The organism is Ruegeria sp. G10 (assembly GCF_056533645.1).
This window is the reverse complement of the sequence record NZ_JBQFOQ010000002.1, coordinates 23327-37575: the sequence shown is the minus strand read 5'-3', so window position 1 is coordinate 37575 and position 14249 is coordinate 23327. Positions and strand designations below refer to the sequence as shown.

Below are 14249 nucleotides of genomic sequence, written 5' to 3'. Positions count from 1 at the left end.
TCCGTAGCGTCTTATTTGACGTCAACGCAGTCTCAGCAAGGTTCCGACATGAACTGGATCACAAACTACGTCCGCCCCCGGATCAACTCGATCTTCTCGCGCCGTGAAGTGCCTGAAAACCTTTGGCACAAATGCGACGAGTGCGGAACGATGTTGTTCCATCGTGAGCTGGCGGAAAACCAGAATGTCTGCACCCAATGCGATCACCACATGGCGATCACCCCGCGCGATCGATTCAGCCACCTGTTCGACGGCGGCATTTTCACCGAGGTTGAGGTACCTGCGCCCAAAGATGATCCGCTGCAGTTCCGCGATCAGAAAAAATATCCCGACCGGATGAAAGCCGCGCAGAAAAAGACCGGCGAGAAAGAGGCGATGCTGGTCGCCTCGGGCGAGATCGGGCGCACACCCATCGTGGCCGCTGCGCAGGATTTCTCGTTCATGGGTGGCTCGATGGGCATGTATGTCGGCAATGCGATCATCGCCGCCGCGCAAGAGGCGGTAAAGCTGAAACGCCCGCTGATCCTGTTCTCGGCGGCGGGCGGTGCGCGGATGCAGGAGGGCATCCTCAGCCTGATGCAGATGCCCCGCACCACGGTAGCAGTTGAGATGCTGAAAGAGGCAAACCTGCCCTATATCGTCGTTCTGACCCACCCGACGACGGGCGGCGTCACGGCGTCTTATGCAATGCTGGGCGATGTGCATATTTCAGAACCAAACGCGTTGATCTGTTTCGCGGGCCCCCGCGTAATCGAGCAGACCATTCGCGAAAAACTGCCCGAAGGGTTCCAGCGCGCCGAATACCTTCTGGATCACGGGATGCTGGACCGTGTGACCAAGCGCACCGAAATGCGCGATGAACTCATCACCATCACCCGCATGCTTATGAATCAACCCCCAGCAGTCAAAGGCGATCTGCCCGCGCCGGAACCTGTGGCCCAAGACGCCCCGACCGAGGACACAGGCGAGAAATGACCAGCCAGAGCTCGGACCTCATCCTTGAACGGATGATGGCGCTGCACCCCAAGATCATCGACCTGACCTTGGACCGCGTCTGGCGTTTGCTGGCAGCTCTCGACAATCCCCAACTGAGACTGCCACCCGTAATCCACATTGCCGGGACCAACGGCAAAGGCTCGACCCAGGCAATGATCCGCGCCGGGTTGGAGGGGGCAGGGCGCTCGGCTCACGCCTACACCTCGCCCCATCTGGCCCGGTTCCACGAACGTATCCGACTGGCCGGTCAGCTGATCTCGGAACCCGCGCTGAGCGCTGTTCTGGACGAATGCTACGCCGCCAACGGTGGCGAGAACATTACCTATTTCGAAATCACCACCTGCGCCGCATTGCTGTCTTTTTCCCGCACCAAGGCCGATTACACACTTCTTGAAGTGGGCTTGGGCGGTCGTCTGGACGCAACCAACGTGATCGAACAGCCCGCAGTGACCGTGATCACACCGGTTTCGATCGACCATGAACAATTCCTCGGCAACACTCTGGGCAAGATCGCCGCCGAAAAGGCGGGTATCATCAAACCGGGCGTGCCCTGCATCGTCGGCCCCCAGGAAGATGAGGCGCTGGAGGTGATCGAATACACCGCCGCCCGTCTTGGCGCACCGCTGATGGTCCATGGCCAGCACTGGCACGTGCACGAAGAAAACGGCCGCCTTGTTTATCAGGATGAAACCGGACTGCGCGACCTTCCGCTGCCCAATCTTCTGGGCGCACACCAAATCCAGAACGCGGGCGCTGCCCTTGCTGTCCTGCGCCACCTGCAGATGGGCGAGGCAGCCTACGAGGCAGCCGTCACTCATGCTGAATGGCCCGCGCGGATGCAGCGCCTGAAAGCAGGCCCCCTGATCGATCAGGCACCACAGGCAGAGCTCTGGCTGGACGGCGGCCACAACGCCGCCGCCGGTATTGCATTGGCGGACGTGCTGGCAAAGCTGCCGAAAAAGCCGACCCATATGATCTGCGGCATGCTGAATACTAAAGACGTCACCGGCTATCTCGCGCCTTTGGCGACGCAAGCCTCCACACTGACTTCGGTCTCCATCCCGGGCGAGGCCAACACGCTCAGCGCCGAAGACACCGCCGCTGCCGCGGCTCAGGTCAACCTGCCCGCGACAACCGCAAAGAGCGTCGCCGAGGCGCTCAGCGCAATCACTGCCGAAGACCCGCAAGCCCGCGTCCTGATCTGCGGATCGCTCTACCTGGCGGGCAACATCCTGCGCGAAAACCGCTAAAACTTCATCTGGCCAAAAATATCCCGGCGGAGTCGCCAAGGGCGACGGGGGCAGAGCCCCCTACCGCCCCCAATCCTGATCCTGCATCTCACGCAGGCGCGACGCTGTACGCTCAAACTCGAACGTCCCTTCACCCTCAACATACAGCATCTCGGGCTCCGCCGCCGCGGAACAGATCAATCGCACCTTCGCCTCATAGAGCGCGTCGATCAGGGTCACAAACCGCTTGGCCTCGTTGAAATTGTTTCGCGACAGCCGTGGCACATCTTCCAGCACCAGAACCTTGACGGCCTCGGCAATGGCAAGATAGTCCCCTGGCCCTAACATCCGACCGCACAAATCATAAAACGAGGCCCGTGCCACGCCGTTGCGAAACGCGGGCAGCACCACCTCGCGGCCCTTGACCTGCAATGCCAGCGGCTCCGCCGGGCCACCCGACAGGTCCTGCCAGACCCTGCGAATTTTCTCGCGCGCCTCCGGGCCGATGGGTGAGAAGTAAACCGGCGAGCCCTTGAGCCGGTTCTGACGATAGTCAGTGGGCGAGATCAACTCCCACACCTCAAGCTGTTCTTTGATATGCGCGATGAACGGCAGGAACAGCTGCCGGTTCAGGCCATCCTTGTACAGATCATCGGGATGCCGGTTCGAGGTCGTGACAACCACAACTCCGCCCGCATGCAGCATGTCGAACAGCCGACCCACAATCATCGCATCAGTGATATCGGTGATCTGCATCTCATCAAACGCCAGCACCTTGGCAGAGGCCACCACCGCGTCAGCCACTGGTGCAAGTGCATCCTCTACCCCATCTTCGCGAGCCTTGTGCAGCCCGGCGTGGATTTCCTGCATAAAGGCATGAAAGTGCACCCGCCGGGCCGGAATATCCCCCAGCGTCTCGACGAACATATCCATCAGCATGGATTTCCCGCGCCCAACACCCCCCCACAGATAAAGTCCTTTCGGCGGGGGCGGGGTTTTGCGAAAAAAGCCACGCTTGACTGGTTCGGCCACAGCCGCGCGGATGCGTTCGAACCGGGGCAGAACCGCCTCTTGCGCGTCATCCCGCGTCAGCGCGCCGTCGGCGATACGCGCCTCGTAGAGCGAAATCAAATTCGTCATAGACCGAGGCATAACCTCCGGCCCGCCCATTGAAAAGAAACCTTTTTCCGGGCACATCAATTTTGCTGAACCGAAGCCGCAAAACTCCTGAATTGACGCAACCTGCGTTGCCGCTAACGTGGGCGTCCCAAGATACCGGAGCCCCCATGCCGCAATCCGCCCGCCTGCTGAACCCGATCCTGATCGTCGGGTGCATCATCATCACCGTCAGCTTCGCGGTGCGTGCGTCCTTTGGCGTTTTCCAGATCCCCATCGCAGATGAGTTCGGCTGGCTGCGCACCGATTTCTCGATGGCGATTGCCATTCAGAACCTCGCCTGGGGCATCGGGCAACCTATCTTCGGGGCCGTCGCCGAAAAGGTCGGAGACCGGCGTGCCATCGTCTTGGGCGCGCTGACCTATGCTGCGGGAATGGTGCTCAGCGCTTGGTCTGTCACGCCGTTCGGGCACCAGATGTACGCATGGCTCGTGGGCTTTGGCATCGCCGGAACGGGCTTTGGCGTAGTGCTGGCCGTTGTCGGGCGGGCCTCGTCCGATCACAACCGATCGATGTCGCTGGCGATTGTCACTGCGGCGGGCAGCTTTGGTCAGGTGATCGGTGCACCTTTGGCCGAGTGGCTTCTGAGTTTCTTGCCGTGGCAGCAAGTCTTTCTGATCTTTGCCGCAGCAATTCTGGCGCTGGTGCTGACCTTGCCTTATATGCGCGCACCGAAACCGGCTGCCAAGGCCGAGTTGGAAGAAAGCATGGGGCAAATCCTCGGTAAGGCGCTACGAGATCCGTCCTATGCACTGATCGCCATCGGATTTTTCAGCTGCGGCTATCAGCTGGGCTTTATCACGGCACATTTCCCAGCCTTCGTAACCGAAATGTGCGGCCCAATCGAACCCGGAGGGGTTCTGCATTCCATCGGCATCACCACCACCTCAGCCTTGGGGGCGGTCGCTATTTCTTTGATTGGCCTCGCCAATATCGGGGGCACCCTGTTGGCGGGTTGGGCCGGAAACCATTTTCCCAAGAAATACCTACTGGCGGCGGTCTATACGGGCCGCACCATCGCGGCTGCCGCCTTCATCCTGTTCCCGATCACACCGATGACGGTGATCGCGTTTTCGCTGGCGATGGGATCTTTGTGGTTGGCGACGATTCCGCTGACCTCGGGCCTTGTCGCGCATCTGTTTGGGCTGCGATACATGGGTACGCTTTATGGCATTGTATTCCTCAGCCACCAGATTGGTAGCTTTCTGGGCATCTGGCTGGGGGGTCGCATGTATGATCTGTATGGTGATTACACGTTGGTCTGGTGGATAGGCGTCGGGATCGGCGCGTTCAGCGCGATCGTCCACCTGCCAATCCGCGAAAACCGTGTGGGCACTGTCGCCCCGGCCTGATCAGTCCTGATATTTGTCGATGATATAGCGGCTGGTCATCAGATCCAGATGCGCCCCGCCGCCGTTCTTGAAGATCGTAATCGCCGATGGGGCGGGCGAGAACGCCTCAAGCGCGTAATAGTCCGCGACCAGATCATCGCGCGAAACAGCCCCCTCCAGGATCGGGGTTCTGATTTCACCGATGTGGTCCACCGTCGAGTCAAAGCTGTCCACATAGATCATTCCGCGTTGCAGAGCCACGTTATCAGCCTCGCGCATGTCCGGGCGGTAAGCCCCGACCAGATTAAGGTGTTGACCAGGGCGCAGCCATTCCCCTTTGATGATGGGCTGCGTGCTCATCGTAGCGGTGGCGACGACATCCGCACGGTTCACCGCATCTGGCAGATCATAGGCGACATCGACATTGCCTAGCTTGCTGGCAAGGGCCTCGGCCTTGGCGCTTGTCCGGTTCCACAACGAAATCCGGGCGTGCGGAAACCCCGCCGCGAAAGCCTCACACAACGATTCCGCCACGGGACCGGCGCCGACGATCAGAATGCTGCGACTATCGGGGTTGGCCAATCGCAGCGCCGCCAGCAGGCTGTCACCGGCAGTCTTCCATTTTGTCACCAGAAAGAAATCAACCAGCGCAGCCAGCCGCCCATCCGCGTCGTCATAGATACTGACCGAACCATCAATCACCGGCCGCCCGATCTGCGCATTACCCGGGAAAATCGTCGTCGATTTTATCGCAATCCCCAGACCATCCACCCAGGCAGAACGCGACAACAGGGTGTCATCGCCACGGTACAGAAACGTATCCTCGATCTGCGCCTTTGGACGCTCATGACCAGCGGCAAGGGCCTCGGTCAGTTCAATCCAGTCCAGATTGGCCTCACCTGCGGCGAACGGTATCTGCAACACGCTCAACGCGCGTCATCCTCGGACAGCAGCCCTTCGGCCACCAGACGATCCGCCCAGCCCTTTGGCGACTGAAAGTGATGGGTCTGCCAACCGCGTGCCCGCGCCGTTTCGATATTGTCGATCCGGTCATCCGCAAACAGCAGGGTATCGGGCGGCAAACCACAATCCGCCTCAACCATCTCATAGATCGGCTGGTGCGGCTTGACTGCTTTCATCCGGCCCGAGACATATTGCCGGTCGAACTCGTTCAGAAACGGATAGACCGTGGTGGCATAGTCGAAATTCTGCACCCCGAAATTGGTCAGAGCAAAGACCGGCACATTGCTAGCGCGCAGCGCCCGCAGCAGGCGGACAGAGTGCGGTATTTCAGGCGTTGCAAGCTCGATCCACTTGTCATGCCACATGCGAATCTCATCGCGCCATTCCGGGTATTTCTCGGCCCAATCATAGATTGTGTCGGTGAAATGATGCCCCTGATCGACCAAATCATTCATACCGTGCAGATCGACCTCGGCAAACATGGCGCGGCGGCGTTCTTCACCAATCACGCGATCATAATAGCGTTCGGGTTGCCACTCGATCAGCACGTTCCCAATGTCAAAGATGACGGCTTTGATGGCCATACTGCGATCCCATTCAACCTGTTGCGAATTCCCGGACTGAACCAATCCCAGCGTTGATATGCAAGCACCAACCGCAGCGCGGCACGCGCTGCCTGGCCCAACGGGAGGCGGCGCATCTTTGATGCGCCTCCGACCGGCGGGAGCTTTACCGGCGAATGGCCGCCCGCATTTCCCGCTCCAAAGCGTCCAAAAATCGCGACCGGTCGGCCTTGCCAAAGGGTTTGCCACCACCCCCTGTACCCAACGGGTTTGCTGCACGCAGATCAGCCATCAGGTCGCGCATCGCCAGTTGCTGACCGATATTCGCTGCGGTAAACGCCTCGCCATTGGGGCGCAGCACACACGCGTCAGCCTCAACACATTTTGCGGCCAGCGGAATGTCCGAGGTTACGACCACATCCCCGGGCCCGCAGCGCTCGGCGATCCATTTATCCGCTTCGTCAGCGCCCTCGGACACGATGACAACCTTTACCAGAGGGTTGGCCGACGGCCGCAACCCTCCGTTCGCGACCACGACCATCGGGACCCTATGGCGCGTCGCCACCCGTTCAGCCTCGGCCTTTACCGGGCAAGCGTCGCCATCGATATAGAGCGTTGTCACGCCTCTTTGGCCTGTTTCGCGGGTTTGGCCTTGGCCGCCGCTTTGCGCACCTTGAATTCGTCGGGGATGGGCATCCGGTTGAACGCATCCAGACCCGCAATTTTATAGGCCTCGGCCAGCGTCGGATAGTTGAACGTGTTCTGCACAAAATAGTCCACGGTGCCCTTCAGGTTCAGAACCGCCTGCGCAATGTGGATCAACTCGGTCGCGCCTTCGCCCACAATCTGTACACCCAGAACCCGCCGGGTCTTGAGCGAAAACAGCATCTTGAGCATCCCATGCTCCAACCCCATGATATGCCCGCGAGAGGTTTCTCGGAACCGCGCCACGCCAACCTCGTAAGGAATACCACGTTCCTGCAGCTCTTCCTCGGACATACCGCAGGTCGAGATTTCGGGAACCGAATAGATGCCATAGGGATACCACGGGCTTTCCGGCAGCGTTGGCGTTTCCAGAGCATGACAGGCCGCGACCCGCCCCTGCTGCAAAGAGGTCGAAGCCAGCGAAGGATGCCCGATCACATCGCCGGTTGCATAGATATGCGGCACCGAGGTCTGATAGGTTTTCCGGTCCACGCTGATGCGGTTGCGGTGATCGGTCTCGATCCCCACCGCGTCCAGATTCAGGGCCGAGGTCGCACCCATGCGTCCGGCAGCGAACAGCAGCATCTCGGCGCGCACATGACGGCCGTTGTCCAATGTGACCTCGACATGGGCCCCGGCATCCTCGATTTTCTCAACCGCCGATCCCAGACGCAGATCAACGCCGTTTTCCCTGATCTGATGGGTGAAATCGTGGATCAGCGTCTTGTCGATGAAATCCAGAAACGTCTCACGCGGTTCGATCAGCGTCACCCGCACGTCCAGCGCCGAGAACATTGTGGCATACTCAACTCCGATCACACCGGCGCCAATAACGCAGAGCGAGCGGGGGATTTCCTCCATCTCAAGGAAATCGTCACCATCCACCACGGTCTTCCCGTTAAAAGGCACATAATCGGGTCGATAAGTCTTGGTGCCTGTCGCAATCAGGAACTTGGCCGCCGTCAGCCGCGTTGTTTCGCCCGCGTCTGTGGCCACTTCGATCTCATGAGGACCGGTAAAGCGCGCCAGCCCGTTCAGGGTTTCAACGTGATTGCGGTTAAATTGATGCTCCAACACATCGACCTCGTGATCGAGCGTCATGTGCAGACGCGCTTTCAGGTCTTCCGCCCGGATCTGGTCCTTCACGCGGTAAGAGCGCCCATAAAAGCTGCGTTCACGCCAGCCCGACAGGTTCAACACCGTCTCGCGCAGGGTTTTTGAGGGAATCGTGCCCGTATGCACCGAGACGCCGCCCAAACGGTCCTTGCGGTCGATCACCAATACCCGGCGCTGCAGCTTGCCCGCCTGAATGGCCGCTGACCGGCCCGACGGCCCGGAGCCCACGATGATCAGGTCATAGTCAAATTTGCTCATGCCTCAGTCTCCGTACAGCGCCTCGGCGTGGAATGTGACGTGATCCTCCATGAAGGTGGATACGAAATAATATGAATGATCATAGCCGGGCTGAAGGCGATAGGTGGCCTGCTGACGACGTTCGGCAATCGCCTGCGCCAGAGCCTCTGGGCGTAGCAGGTCCATGAACTGATCATCCGCACCAGTGTCGATCAGGATCGGGCCGTCAAACCCGGTGCTGCGCATCATGATCGAGGCATCATGCTTGACCCATGCCGCCTCATCATCACCCAGATAGGCGCTGAGCTGCTTGCGCCCCCAATCTGCACCCGTAGGGTTCGAGATCGGAGCAAAGGCCGATACCGACCGGAACCGTCCCGGCAGGTTCATCGCCAGCGTCAATGCGCCGTGACCGCCCATCGAATGACCTGTGATGGCTTGACGGTCGGGGTCAATCGCGAAGGTCTCGGTCAGTAGCGCGGGAAGCTCATCGGCGATATAGTCCCACATATTGAAATGGGGTGCCCAAGGGGTCTGGGTGGCATTGACGTAGAAGCCTGCGCCCTGACCCAGATCGTAATCCTCGTGATCGGCAACGCCTTCACCCCGTGGAGAGGTATCAGGGAACACCAGCGCAATGCCCTGTTCCGCAGCCCAACCCTGCGCGCCAGCCTTGGTCATCGCGTTTTCATGCGTACAGGTCAGCCCCGAAAGATACCACAGCACAGGAACCGGACCATCCTTGGCCTCGGACGGAAGAAACAGACCAAATGTCATGTCGCATTTGCAGGCCGAGGAGGCATGGCGATACACGCCCTGCACACCACCGAAACAGGCGTTTTCCGAAAGGGTTTCCATCAGGTTGTTTCCTCGCGTTATGTCTGCGCCATGGCTAACGGTCCAAGGCGCTGGCGTAAAGTCCGGGTGCCTCCGGCGGGAGTATTTTTCGAAAAGGTGAAGATCAGAAGGTGCTGATCCAGCCGATCACGAACGGCACGGTCACAATGCTGGCAAGTGTGGACAAAAGGATCGCCGCCGAGGCCCGCTGCGGCGCTACACCGTAATGCGCGGCCAGCATATAGACATTTCCGGCAACCGGCAGCGACGCCGCCGCGATCGCCACCATCGCCGGAAACGGTGCGATGGGAATCAACCAGATGAGCATGATCGCTACAAAGAGAGGATGAAGACCCAGTTTGCAAAAACTCAACCACCCTGCAATGTGTATCCGCTCGGCGGATTTGTCGGCCAGCGAGGCGCCAATCGCAAACAAAGCGCCCGGCGTGGCCGCACCGCCCAGAATGGTCAGAAAGTCGTTCAATGGCGCAGGCATAGGCACGCGGAGCGCCGACCAGATCAATCCGGCCGAGATCGAGAGGATCATAGGGTTTTTAAGAAGGCCGCGACCGATCAGGCGGATGGTGCCAAGGCTTATGCGCCCCTCTCGGCCCCCGTTGATCAGGATCACAATCAACGAGGAGAAGACCACGAGATCGACTGTCAGCACCAGCATTACCGGGCCAATTGCCGCCTCGGAGAATAGAAGCGCCAGCATCGGCAGGCCCAGAAATCCGACGTTTCCGATAGCCGCACATTGCGCTTCGACCGCCGCGGTGGGAATATCCAATCCCCTCAGATAGGCCACCAACGTAGCCAGCGCATAAACCCCCAAAGTACCCAAAAGATAACCAATGACGAGGCGTCCATCGAAGATCTCGGCAAAGGGCAGGGTGGCCGCAAAGCGAAACAGCATAGCCGACAGGGCAAAGAAGAAAACGAATTTGGTCAGATATGCGGTCGCTTCTGCGGGAAAGAACCGACTGCGACCCGCCCAAAAGCCCAGGCCGATAATCGCAAAAAAGGGAAGGGTACGCAGGAAAATCTCGACCATGCGGAAGTGGTAGCATGGTTTTCTTCTGTCGCAAGGGCGCTTGACCGGCGAGCCGAGTAATCCGTGATAAAACCGCTATCCCCGCGAAAAACATTGAAACTGAACCGACCGGTTTATACTGTTGCAGAATAACCAAATCAGGAGCCACCATGACCCAAGCCGCCACCATCCTGCGCACCGGCCGGAAATTCGACCAAGTTTTGCGCGGGGCCCGAGAGGTGTTCATGGCGGACGGGTTCGAAGGTGCAAGCGTTGATGACATCGCGCGCGCGGCAGGCGTGTCCAAGGCGACGCTATACAGCTATTTCCCCGACAAACGGCTTTTGTTCACTGAAGTGGTGCAAACCGAATGCCGTCTGATGTCCGAGCGGGTCATCGCAATGATCGACGAGACCAAACCGGCGCGTGAAGTGTTGCTCATCGCTGCGACGCAACTGACAGCGTTTCTCGTCTCGGAATTTGCGCAGCAGGTGTTCCGCATCTGCGTTGCGGAACGCGACAGGTTTCCCGATCTCGGCAATGCCTTTTACGAGGCTGGACCGCAGAATGGTCAACGCAAGATGGCCGAGTATCTGACCAAGGCCGTCACCAAAGGTGAGTTGGCGATCGAAGACGTCAATATCGCGGCCGAGCAATTTTCGGAGCTGTGTAAAGTGCGCCTTTGGGGCAAGGCCGCCTTTGGTATTCAAAACAGTTTTGCGCAGAGCGAAATCGATGAGGTCGCCCTGCAGGCAGTCGACATGTTTATGGCGCGCTACGGCGTCTGACAGTGGAAATTCGTGGTGCGGGTGGAGGGACTTGAACCCCCACGCCTTGCGGCGCCAGAACCTAAATCTGGTGCGTCTACCAATTTCGCCACACCCGCAATCCGGTGACACAGCACCGCAATGACGCGCTCAATAGCAAAGCTTTTGGGGGAGGGCGAGAGGTAAAATCTGTCAGACTCAAAGATTGTGAGACCGCGCGAGGAACGCCGACGGGGTCGACGGCCTTCGCACAAACCAAATCATCATCGCGGCACTTGCGAACACAGGATATCTGTCAGCGTCGCGAAATCTCTCTTGGCGTTTTTGTAGCGCAACACCGTATGCCTGAGAGGAGCACCATTGAATCCTTAGACGCCACATGACAGGATTTCGGTTTCCGAAACCGCAACAGAACGCCTTTTTGGTGCAATATTGATTACTATCTTAGGTAGAATACCATAATTCTGGAGAAACGAGTTGATCATCGAACCGTTTAACGCCCAGTCGCCATCTCCACATCGCTGCGCTCAAGTGCTTACCCAATTGCGCTGAAGACAGATAAAATTATTCTAAATATTACAACATATTACGATTACTTCCGATTGCGCGTCAAAACTATACTTCAATCCGGATTTCCAGCTTGAATGACCCACCCGCGTGTTCGCATTTGTTGAAATGACCGCAAAATACCCGCATTGGTTGAGGCATTTCCGTGGGCTTGGATCATATTTACGCCACATTTCAAACGCCAAAAAGTCTTATTCGCGTCAAAATAACACCGCGGTGATCATGATTGATGAGACGCAGGAGTTAATGAGTCTTTTTTGCCATCTGGCATCGTACGAGTTTCTGCTCAACTCCAGTACAAGGGTCTCTGTCGTGACCAACCAGATCAATACCGCTGCCTCCGAGCAAGACGTCGTCGGTCTTGCACGCGAAAGTTTCATTGGTGAGCTGAAAACCCTGAACCGTCAGCATCCTGGCACGGGATTCGGGATCGCTCTGCGCACCCACTCAGGCAACCGCTACCTGTTGGCCAATGCCCGCATGCCGTTGCCTGCCCACAAATCACAAGACTTCCCGACCGGGCGCCGCGTCGCGTGCCTGGAAAACGGCGAAGGCTTTCGCTCGATCGAAATTCTGGCTGATTCTCTGGCTTATGAGTCCATCTCGCCTCGGACCGAGGCTGCAATCCTCGGCAATGCGCTGGATCTGATCGCGCGTATCGACACGCTGGCTAGCCTGCCTGACGGGGCAGGGGACCAGATCGCCGCAACTGGCACCGGAGGCTGATAATGGCGCGCAATGACCACCTTCTGTCTGTAGGAAACGAGGCCCTGTCAGAGATGACAGAAGCGATGACCTCGTTGACGACGCAGATCGACCAATTGACAGAGGTGGCGGATGCGCGCTCCTCGGCACGGCTGGCAACGCTGAAAACAAAGATGGAGAACTTCACCGCCAGTGTCACGCTGGTGGGGCAGGTGAAAGCCGGGAAATCCTCGATCGTGAATATACTGGCGGGGCGGCCCAATCTGCTTCCTTCGGATGTGAACCCGTGGACATCCGTGGTGACCACGCTGAACATCAATACCCGGACCGAGGGCGACACCCGGTCGAAATTCACCTTCTTCGAACAGGAAGAATGGGACAATCTGATGGTTGGCGGTGGTCGTCTGGGCGAGCTTGCCAATCGTGCCGGTGCCGATGACGAGATGGACGACATCCGTCGACAGATCGGGGAAATGAAGGCCAAATCCGAGGACCGGCTGGGCAAACATTTCGACCTGATTCTGGGGCAGAGCCACCAGTATGATTATTTCGACGATGAACTGATCCAGCGCTATGTCTGCCTCGGCGATGAAGATGATCCGGATATCAATCCCAAGACGGGCCGTTTTGCAGACGTCACAAAATCGGCCGAGCTGTTCATGGATATTCCGCAGTATCCGATTTCGCTGAAACTCTGCGATACGCCCGGTGTGAACGATACCTTCATGGTGCGTGAGCAGATCACACTGCGCAGTCTGCGCGGGTCCGAGGTTTGTGTGGTGGTGTTGGCCGCAAGTCAGGCACTGACCACGATGGATATGGCGCTCATGCGGATCATTGCGCAGTTCGAGAACCGGCAGATCATCCTGTTTGTCAATCGCATTGACGAGCTCTCCGATCCGGTCACGCAGGTTCCCGAAATCCGTGACCGTATTCAGGACACGCTGAAACAGAACAACATCGACACCAACACCAGCATCGTTTTCGGCAGCGCACTATGGGCCGAGGCCGCGTTGACCGGCAATCCCGATATCCTGACCGAGGAATCGCGCGACGCGCTGAACACCTTCTATCTGGCCGCAGGTTTCGGCGATCAGGCGGCGTCGCTGGACAAGATCTGGGCGCTATCGGGGCTGCCGGATTTGTTGCTGGCGATGAACGAACGCATTGCCGAGGGGGCAGGGACCCGACTGCTGGACCGTGTGCGCCACCGGGCGCGCAACATCGCCAGCCAGATCAGGGCGACCGCCGTGGCCAAAACGCTGTCGAACACGGATGGTATTGTGCGCGATCTGGATGGTGTTTCGCCGGAAGAGGCGATCGCGACGGTGTCGGCTGAGTATGAAAAGAAGGTTTCGGACCTGACAACCAAGCTGCGCGACAAGGTGCTGGAACGGCTGGCTTCGGCCGAGACCAACTTTGTCAAACGCGCCACGGATTCGCTGATCGTGCATTTGGAACAGAATGGCGAGCAGGGCACATGGCAATACGACCCTGCAGGCCTGCGCACGTTGCAGAAAGCGGCTTACTTCAGCTTTGCCCGTGCAATGCGCAAGGATGCCAGCGCGCTCTATTCCGCTGCGGCAGCAGATGTCGAGGCACTATATCAGAAGCTGCTAGGCAACCATCTGGGCGAGTTCAACATCGAAGCCCCGATTGTGCCGCGTGTCCCACCACCGCTGGGTATCGGCCGCACCATAGCGCTGGATCTGCAAAGCACTTGGTGGCGCCGGTGGTGGCAAAAACGCAAGGGGTTTGAAGCCTATGCCGCAGACTACACTCGTCTGATTGCGTCCGAGGCGAACTCGATCACCAAGGATATTGAGGAAAACCAGATCGCAGCCGTTCTGGAAAATGTCCGCGCCGTCCTGAGTGACTTCATGACTGAGCAGAAAGACACACTGCTCAGCATCTCGCAATCGCCGGAAAGGGCGGCAGCGCAAGTGGCCGAGCAGAAGCCGCAAAAGTCGCGTGACGATATATTGGGCGACATCCTGAAAGACCTTAGTAACGAAGCAGCATAA

The 14249-nt window shown here is 58.5% G+C and carries 13 protein-coding genes and 1 tRNA gene; 6 read left to right on the top strand and 8 right to left on the bottom strand.

Features of this window, described 5'->3' with window-relative positions; translation table 11 throughout:
• Positions 1 to 48 precede the first annotated feature (48 nt).
• Positions 49 to 975, top strand: a complete 927-nt coding sequence (gene accD, locus ACR0KM_RS03990) for an acetyl-CoA carboxylase, carboxyltransferase subunit beta (protein WP_480820905.1) — start codon at positions 49 to 51, stop codon at positions 973 to 975.
• Entirely contained in the window at positions 972 to 2246 is a 1275-nt protein-coding gene (locus tag ACR0KM_RS03985; protein ID WP_480857709.1) for a bifunctional folylpolyglutamate synthase/dihydrofolate synthase, read from the top strand. The genes accD and ACR0KM_RS03985 overlap by 4 nt, the downstream gene beginning before the upstream one ends.
• 60 nt (positions 2247 to 2306) lie before the next feature.
• On the opposite strand, the gene zapE is transcribed toward ACR0KM_RS03985, so the two are convergent.
• A complete protein-coding gene (gene zapE, locus ACR0KM_RS03980) occupies positions 2307 to 3365 on the bottom strand; it encodes a cell division protein ZapE (RefSeq protein WP_480857707.1) in 1059 nt (352 codons plus the stop codon).
• A 146-nt stretch (positions 3366 to 3511) separates the two neighbouring features.
• On the opposite strand from zapE, the gene ACR0KM_RS03975 reads away from it, so the two are divergent.
• Complete coding sequence (locus ACR0KM_RS03975; RefSeq protein ID WP_480857705.1) at positions 3512 to 4753, top strand: MFS transporter; 1242 nt, start codon at positions 3512 to 3514, stop codon at positions 4751 to 4753.
• Here the strand turns inward: ACR0KM_RS03975 and ACR0KM_RS03970 are convergent, their stop codons facing one another.
• From ACR0KM_RS03970 to ACR0KM_RS03945, 6 genes are all read right to left on the bottom strand, one after another.
• Positions 4754 to 5662, bottom strand: coding sequence for an ornithine cyclodeaminase family protein (locus ACR0KM_RS03970; RefSeq protein ID WP_480857703.1), 909 nt, complete (start codon positions 5660 to 5662; stop codon positions 4754 to 4756). It abuts the gene before it with no gap.
• Entirely contained in the window at positions 5659 to 6279 is a 621-nt protein-coding gene (locus ACR0KM_RS03965) for an HAD family hydrolase (protein ID WP_480857701.1), read from the bottom strand. The genes ACR0KM_RS03970 and ACR0KM_RS03965 overlap by 4 nt, the downstream gene beginning before the upstream one ends.
• Before the next feature lie 145 nt (positions 6280 to 6424).
• Positions 6425 to 6880 carry a YaiI/YqxD family protein gene (locus tag ACR0KM_RS03960; protein WP_480857699.1) on the bottom strand — a complete coding sequence of 152 codons (456 nt, stop codon included), beginning with the start codon at positions 6878 to 6880 and terminating at the stop codon, positions 6425 to 6427.
• A complete protein-coding gene (gene sthA / locus ACR0KM_RS03955) occupies positions 6877 to 8337 on the bottom strand; it encodes a Si-specific NAD(P)(+) transhydrogenase (protein ID WP_480820919.1) in 1461 nt (486 codons plus the stop codon). The genes ACR0KM_RS03960 and sthA overlap by 4 nt, the downstream gene beginning before the upstream one ends.
• 3 nt (positions 8338 to 8340) lie before the next feature.
• A complete protein-coding gene (gene fghA, locus ACR0KM_RS03950; RefSeq protein WP_480857697.1) occupies positions 8341 to 9174 on the bottom strand; it encodes an S-formylglutathione hydrolase in 834 nt (277 codons plus the stop codon).
• Between the two features lie 103 nt (positions 9175 to 9277).
• Entirely contained in the window at positions 9278 to 10207 is a 930-nt protein-coding gene (locus ACR0KM_RS03945) for an AEC family transporter (RefSeq protein ID WP_480857695.1), read from the bottom strand.
• A 149-nt stretch (positions 10208 to 10356) separates the two neighbouring features.
• On the opposite strand from ACR0KM_RS03945, the gene ACR0KM_RS03940 reads away from it, so the two are divergent.
• Positions 10357 to 10974 (top strand): TetR/AcrR family transcriptional regulator, encoded by a 618-nt coding sequence (locus tag ACR0KM_RS03940; protein WP_480820925.1) that lies wholly within the window; start codon positions 10357 to 10359, stop codon positions 10972 to 10974.
• A 13-nt stretch (positions 10975 to 10987) separates the two neighbouring features.
• On the opposite strand, the gene ACR0KM_RS03935 is transcribed toward ACR0KM_RS03940, so the two are convergent.
• Positions 10988 to 11072 (bottom strand) — tRNA-Leu (locus ACR0KM_RS03935).
• A 538-nt stretch (positions 11073 to 11610) separates the two neighbouring features.
• Here ACR0KM_RS03935 and ACR0KM_RS03930 point away from each other — a divergent pair.
• Together ACR0KM_RS03930 and ACR0KM_RS03925 are read left to right on the top strand one after the other, a co-directional pair.
• Positions 11611 to 12246, top strand: a complete 636-nt coding sequence (locus tag ACR0KM_RS03930; protein ID WP_480820927.1) for a hypothetical protein — start codon at positions 11611 to 11613, stop codon at positions 12244 to 12246.
• Between the two features lie 2 nt (positions 12247 to 12248).
• On the top strand, positions 12249 to 14249 hold the full coding sequence (locus tag ACR0KM_RS03925; RefSeq protein WP_480857693.1) for a dynamin family protein: 2001 nt from the start codon (positions 12249 to 12251) through the stop codon (positions 14247 to 14249).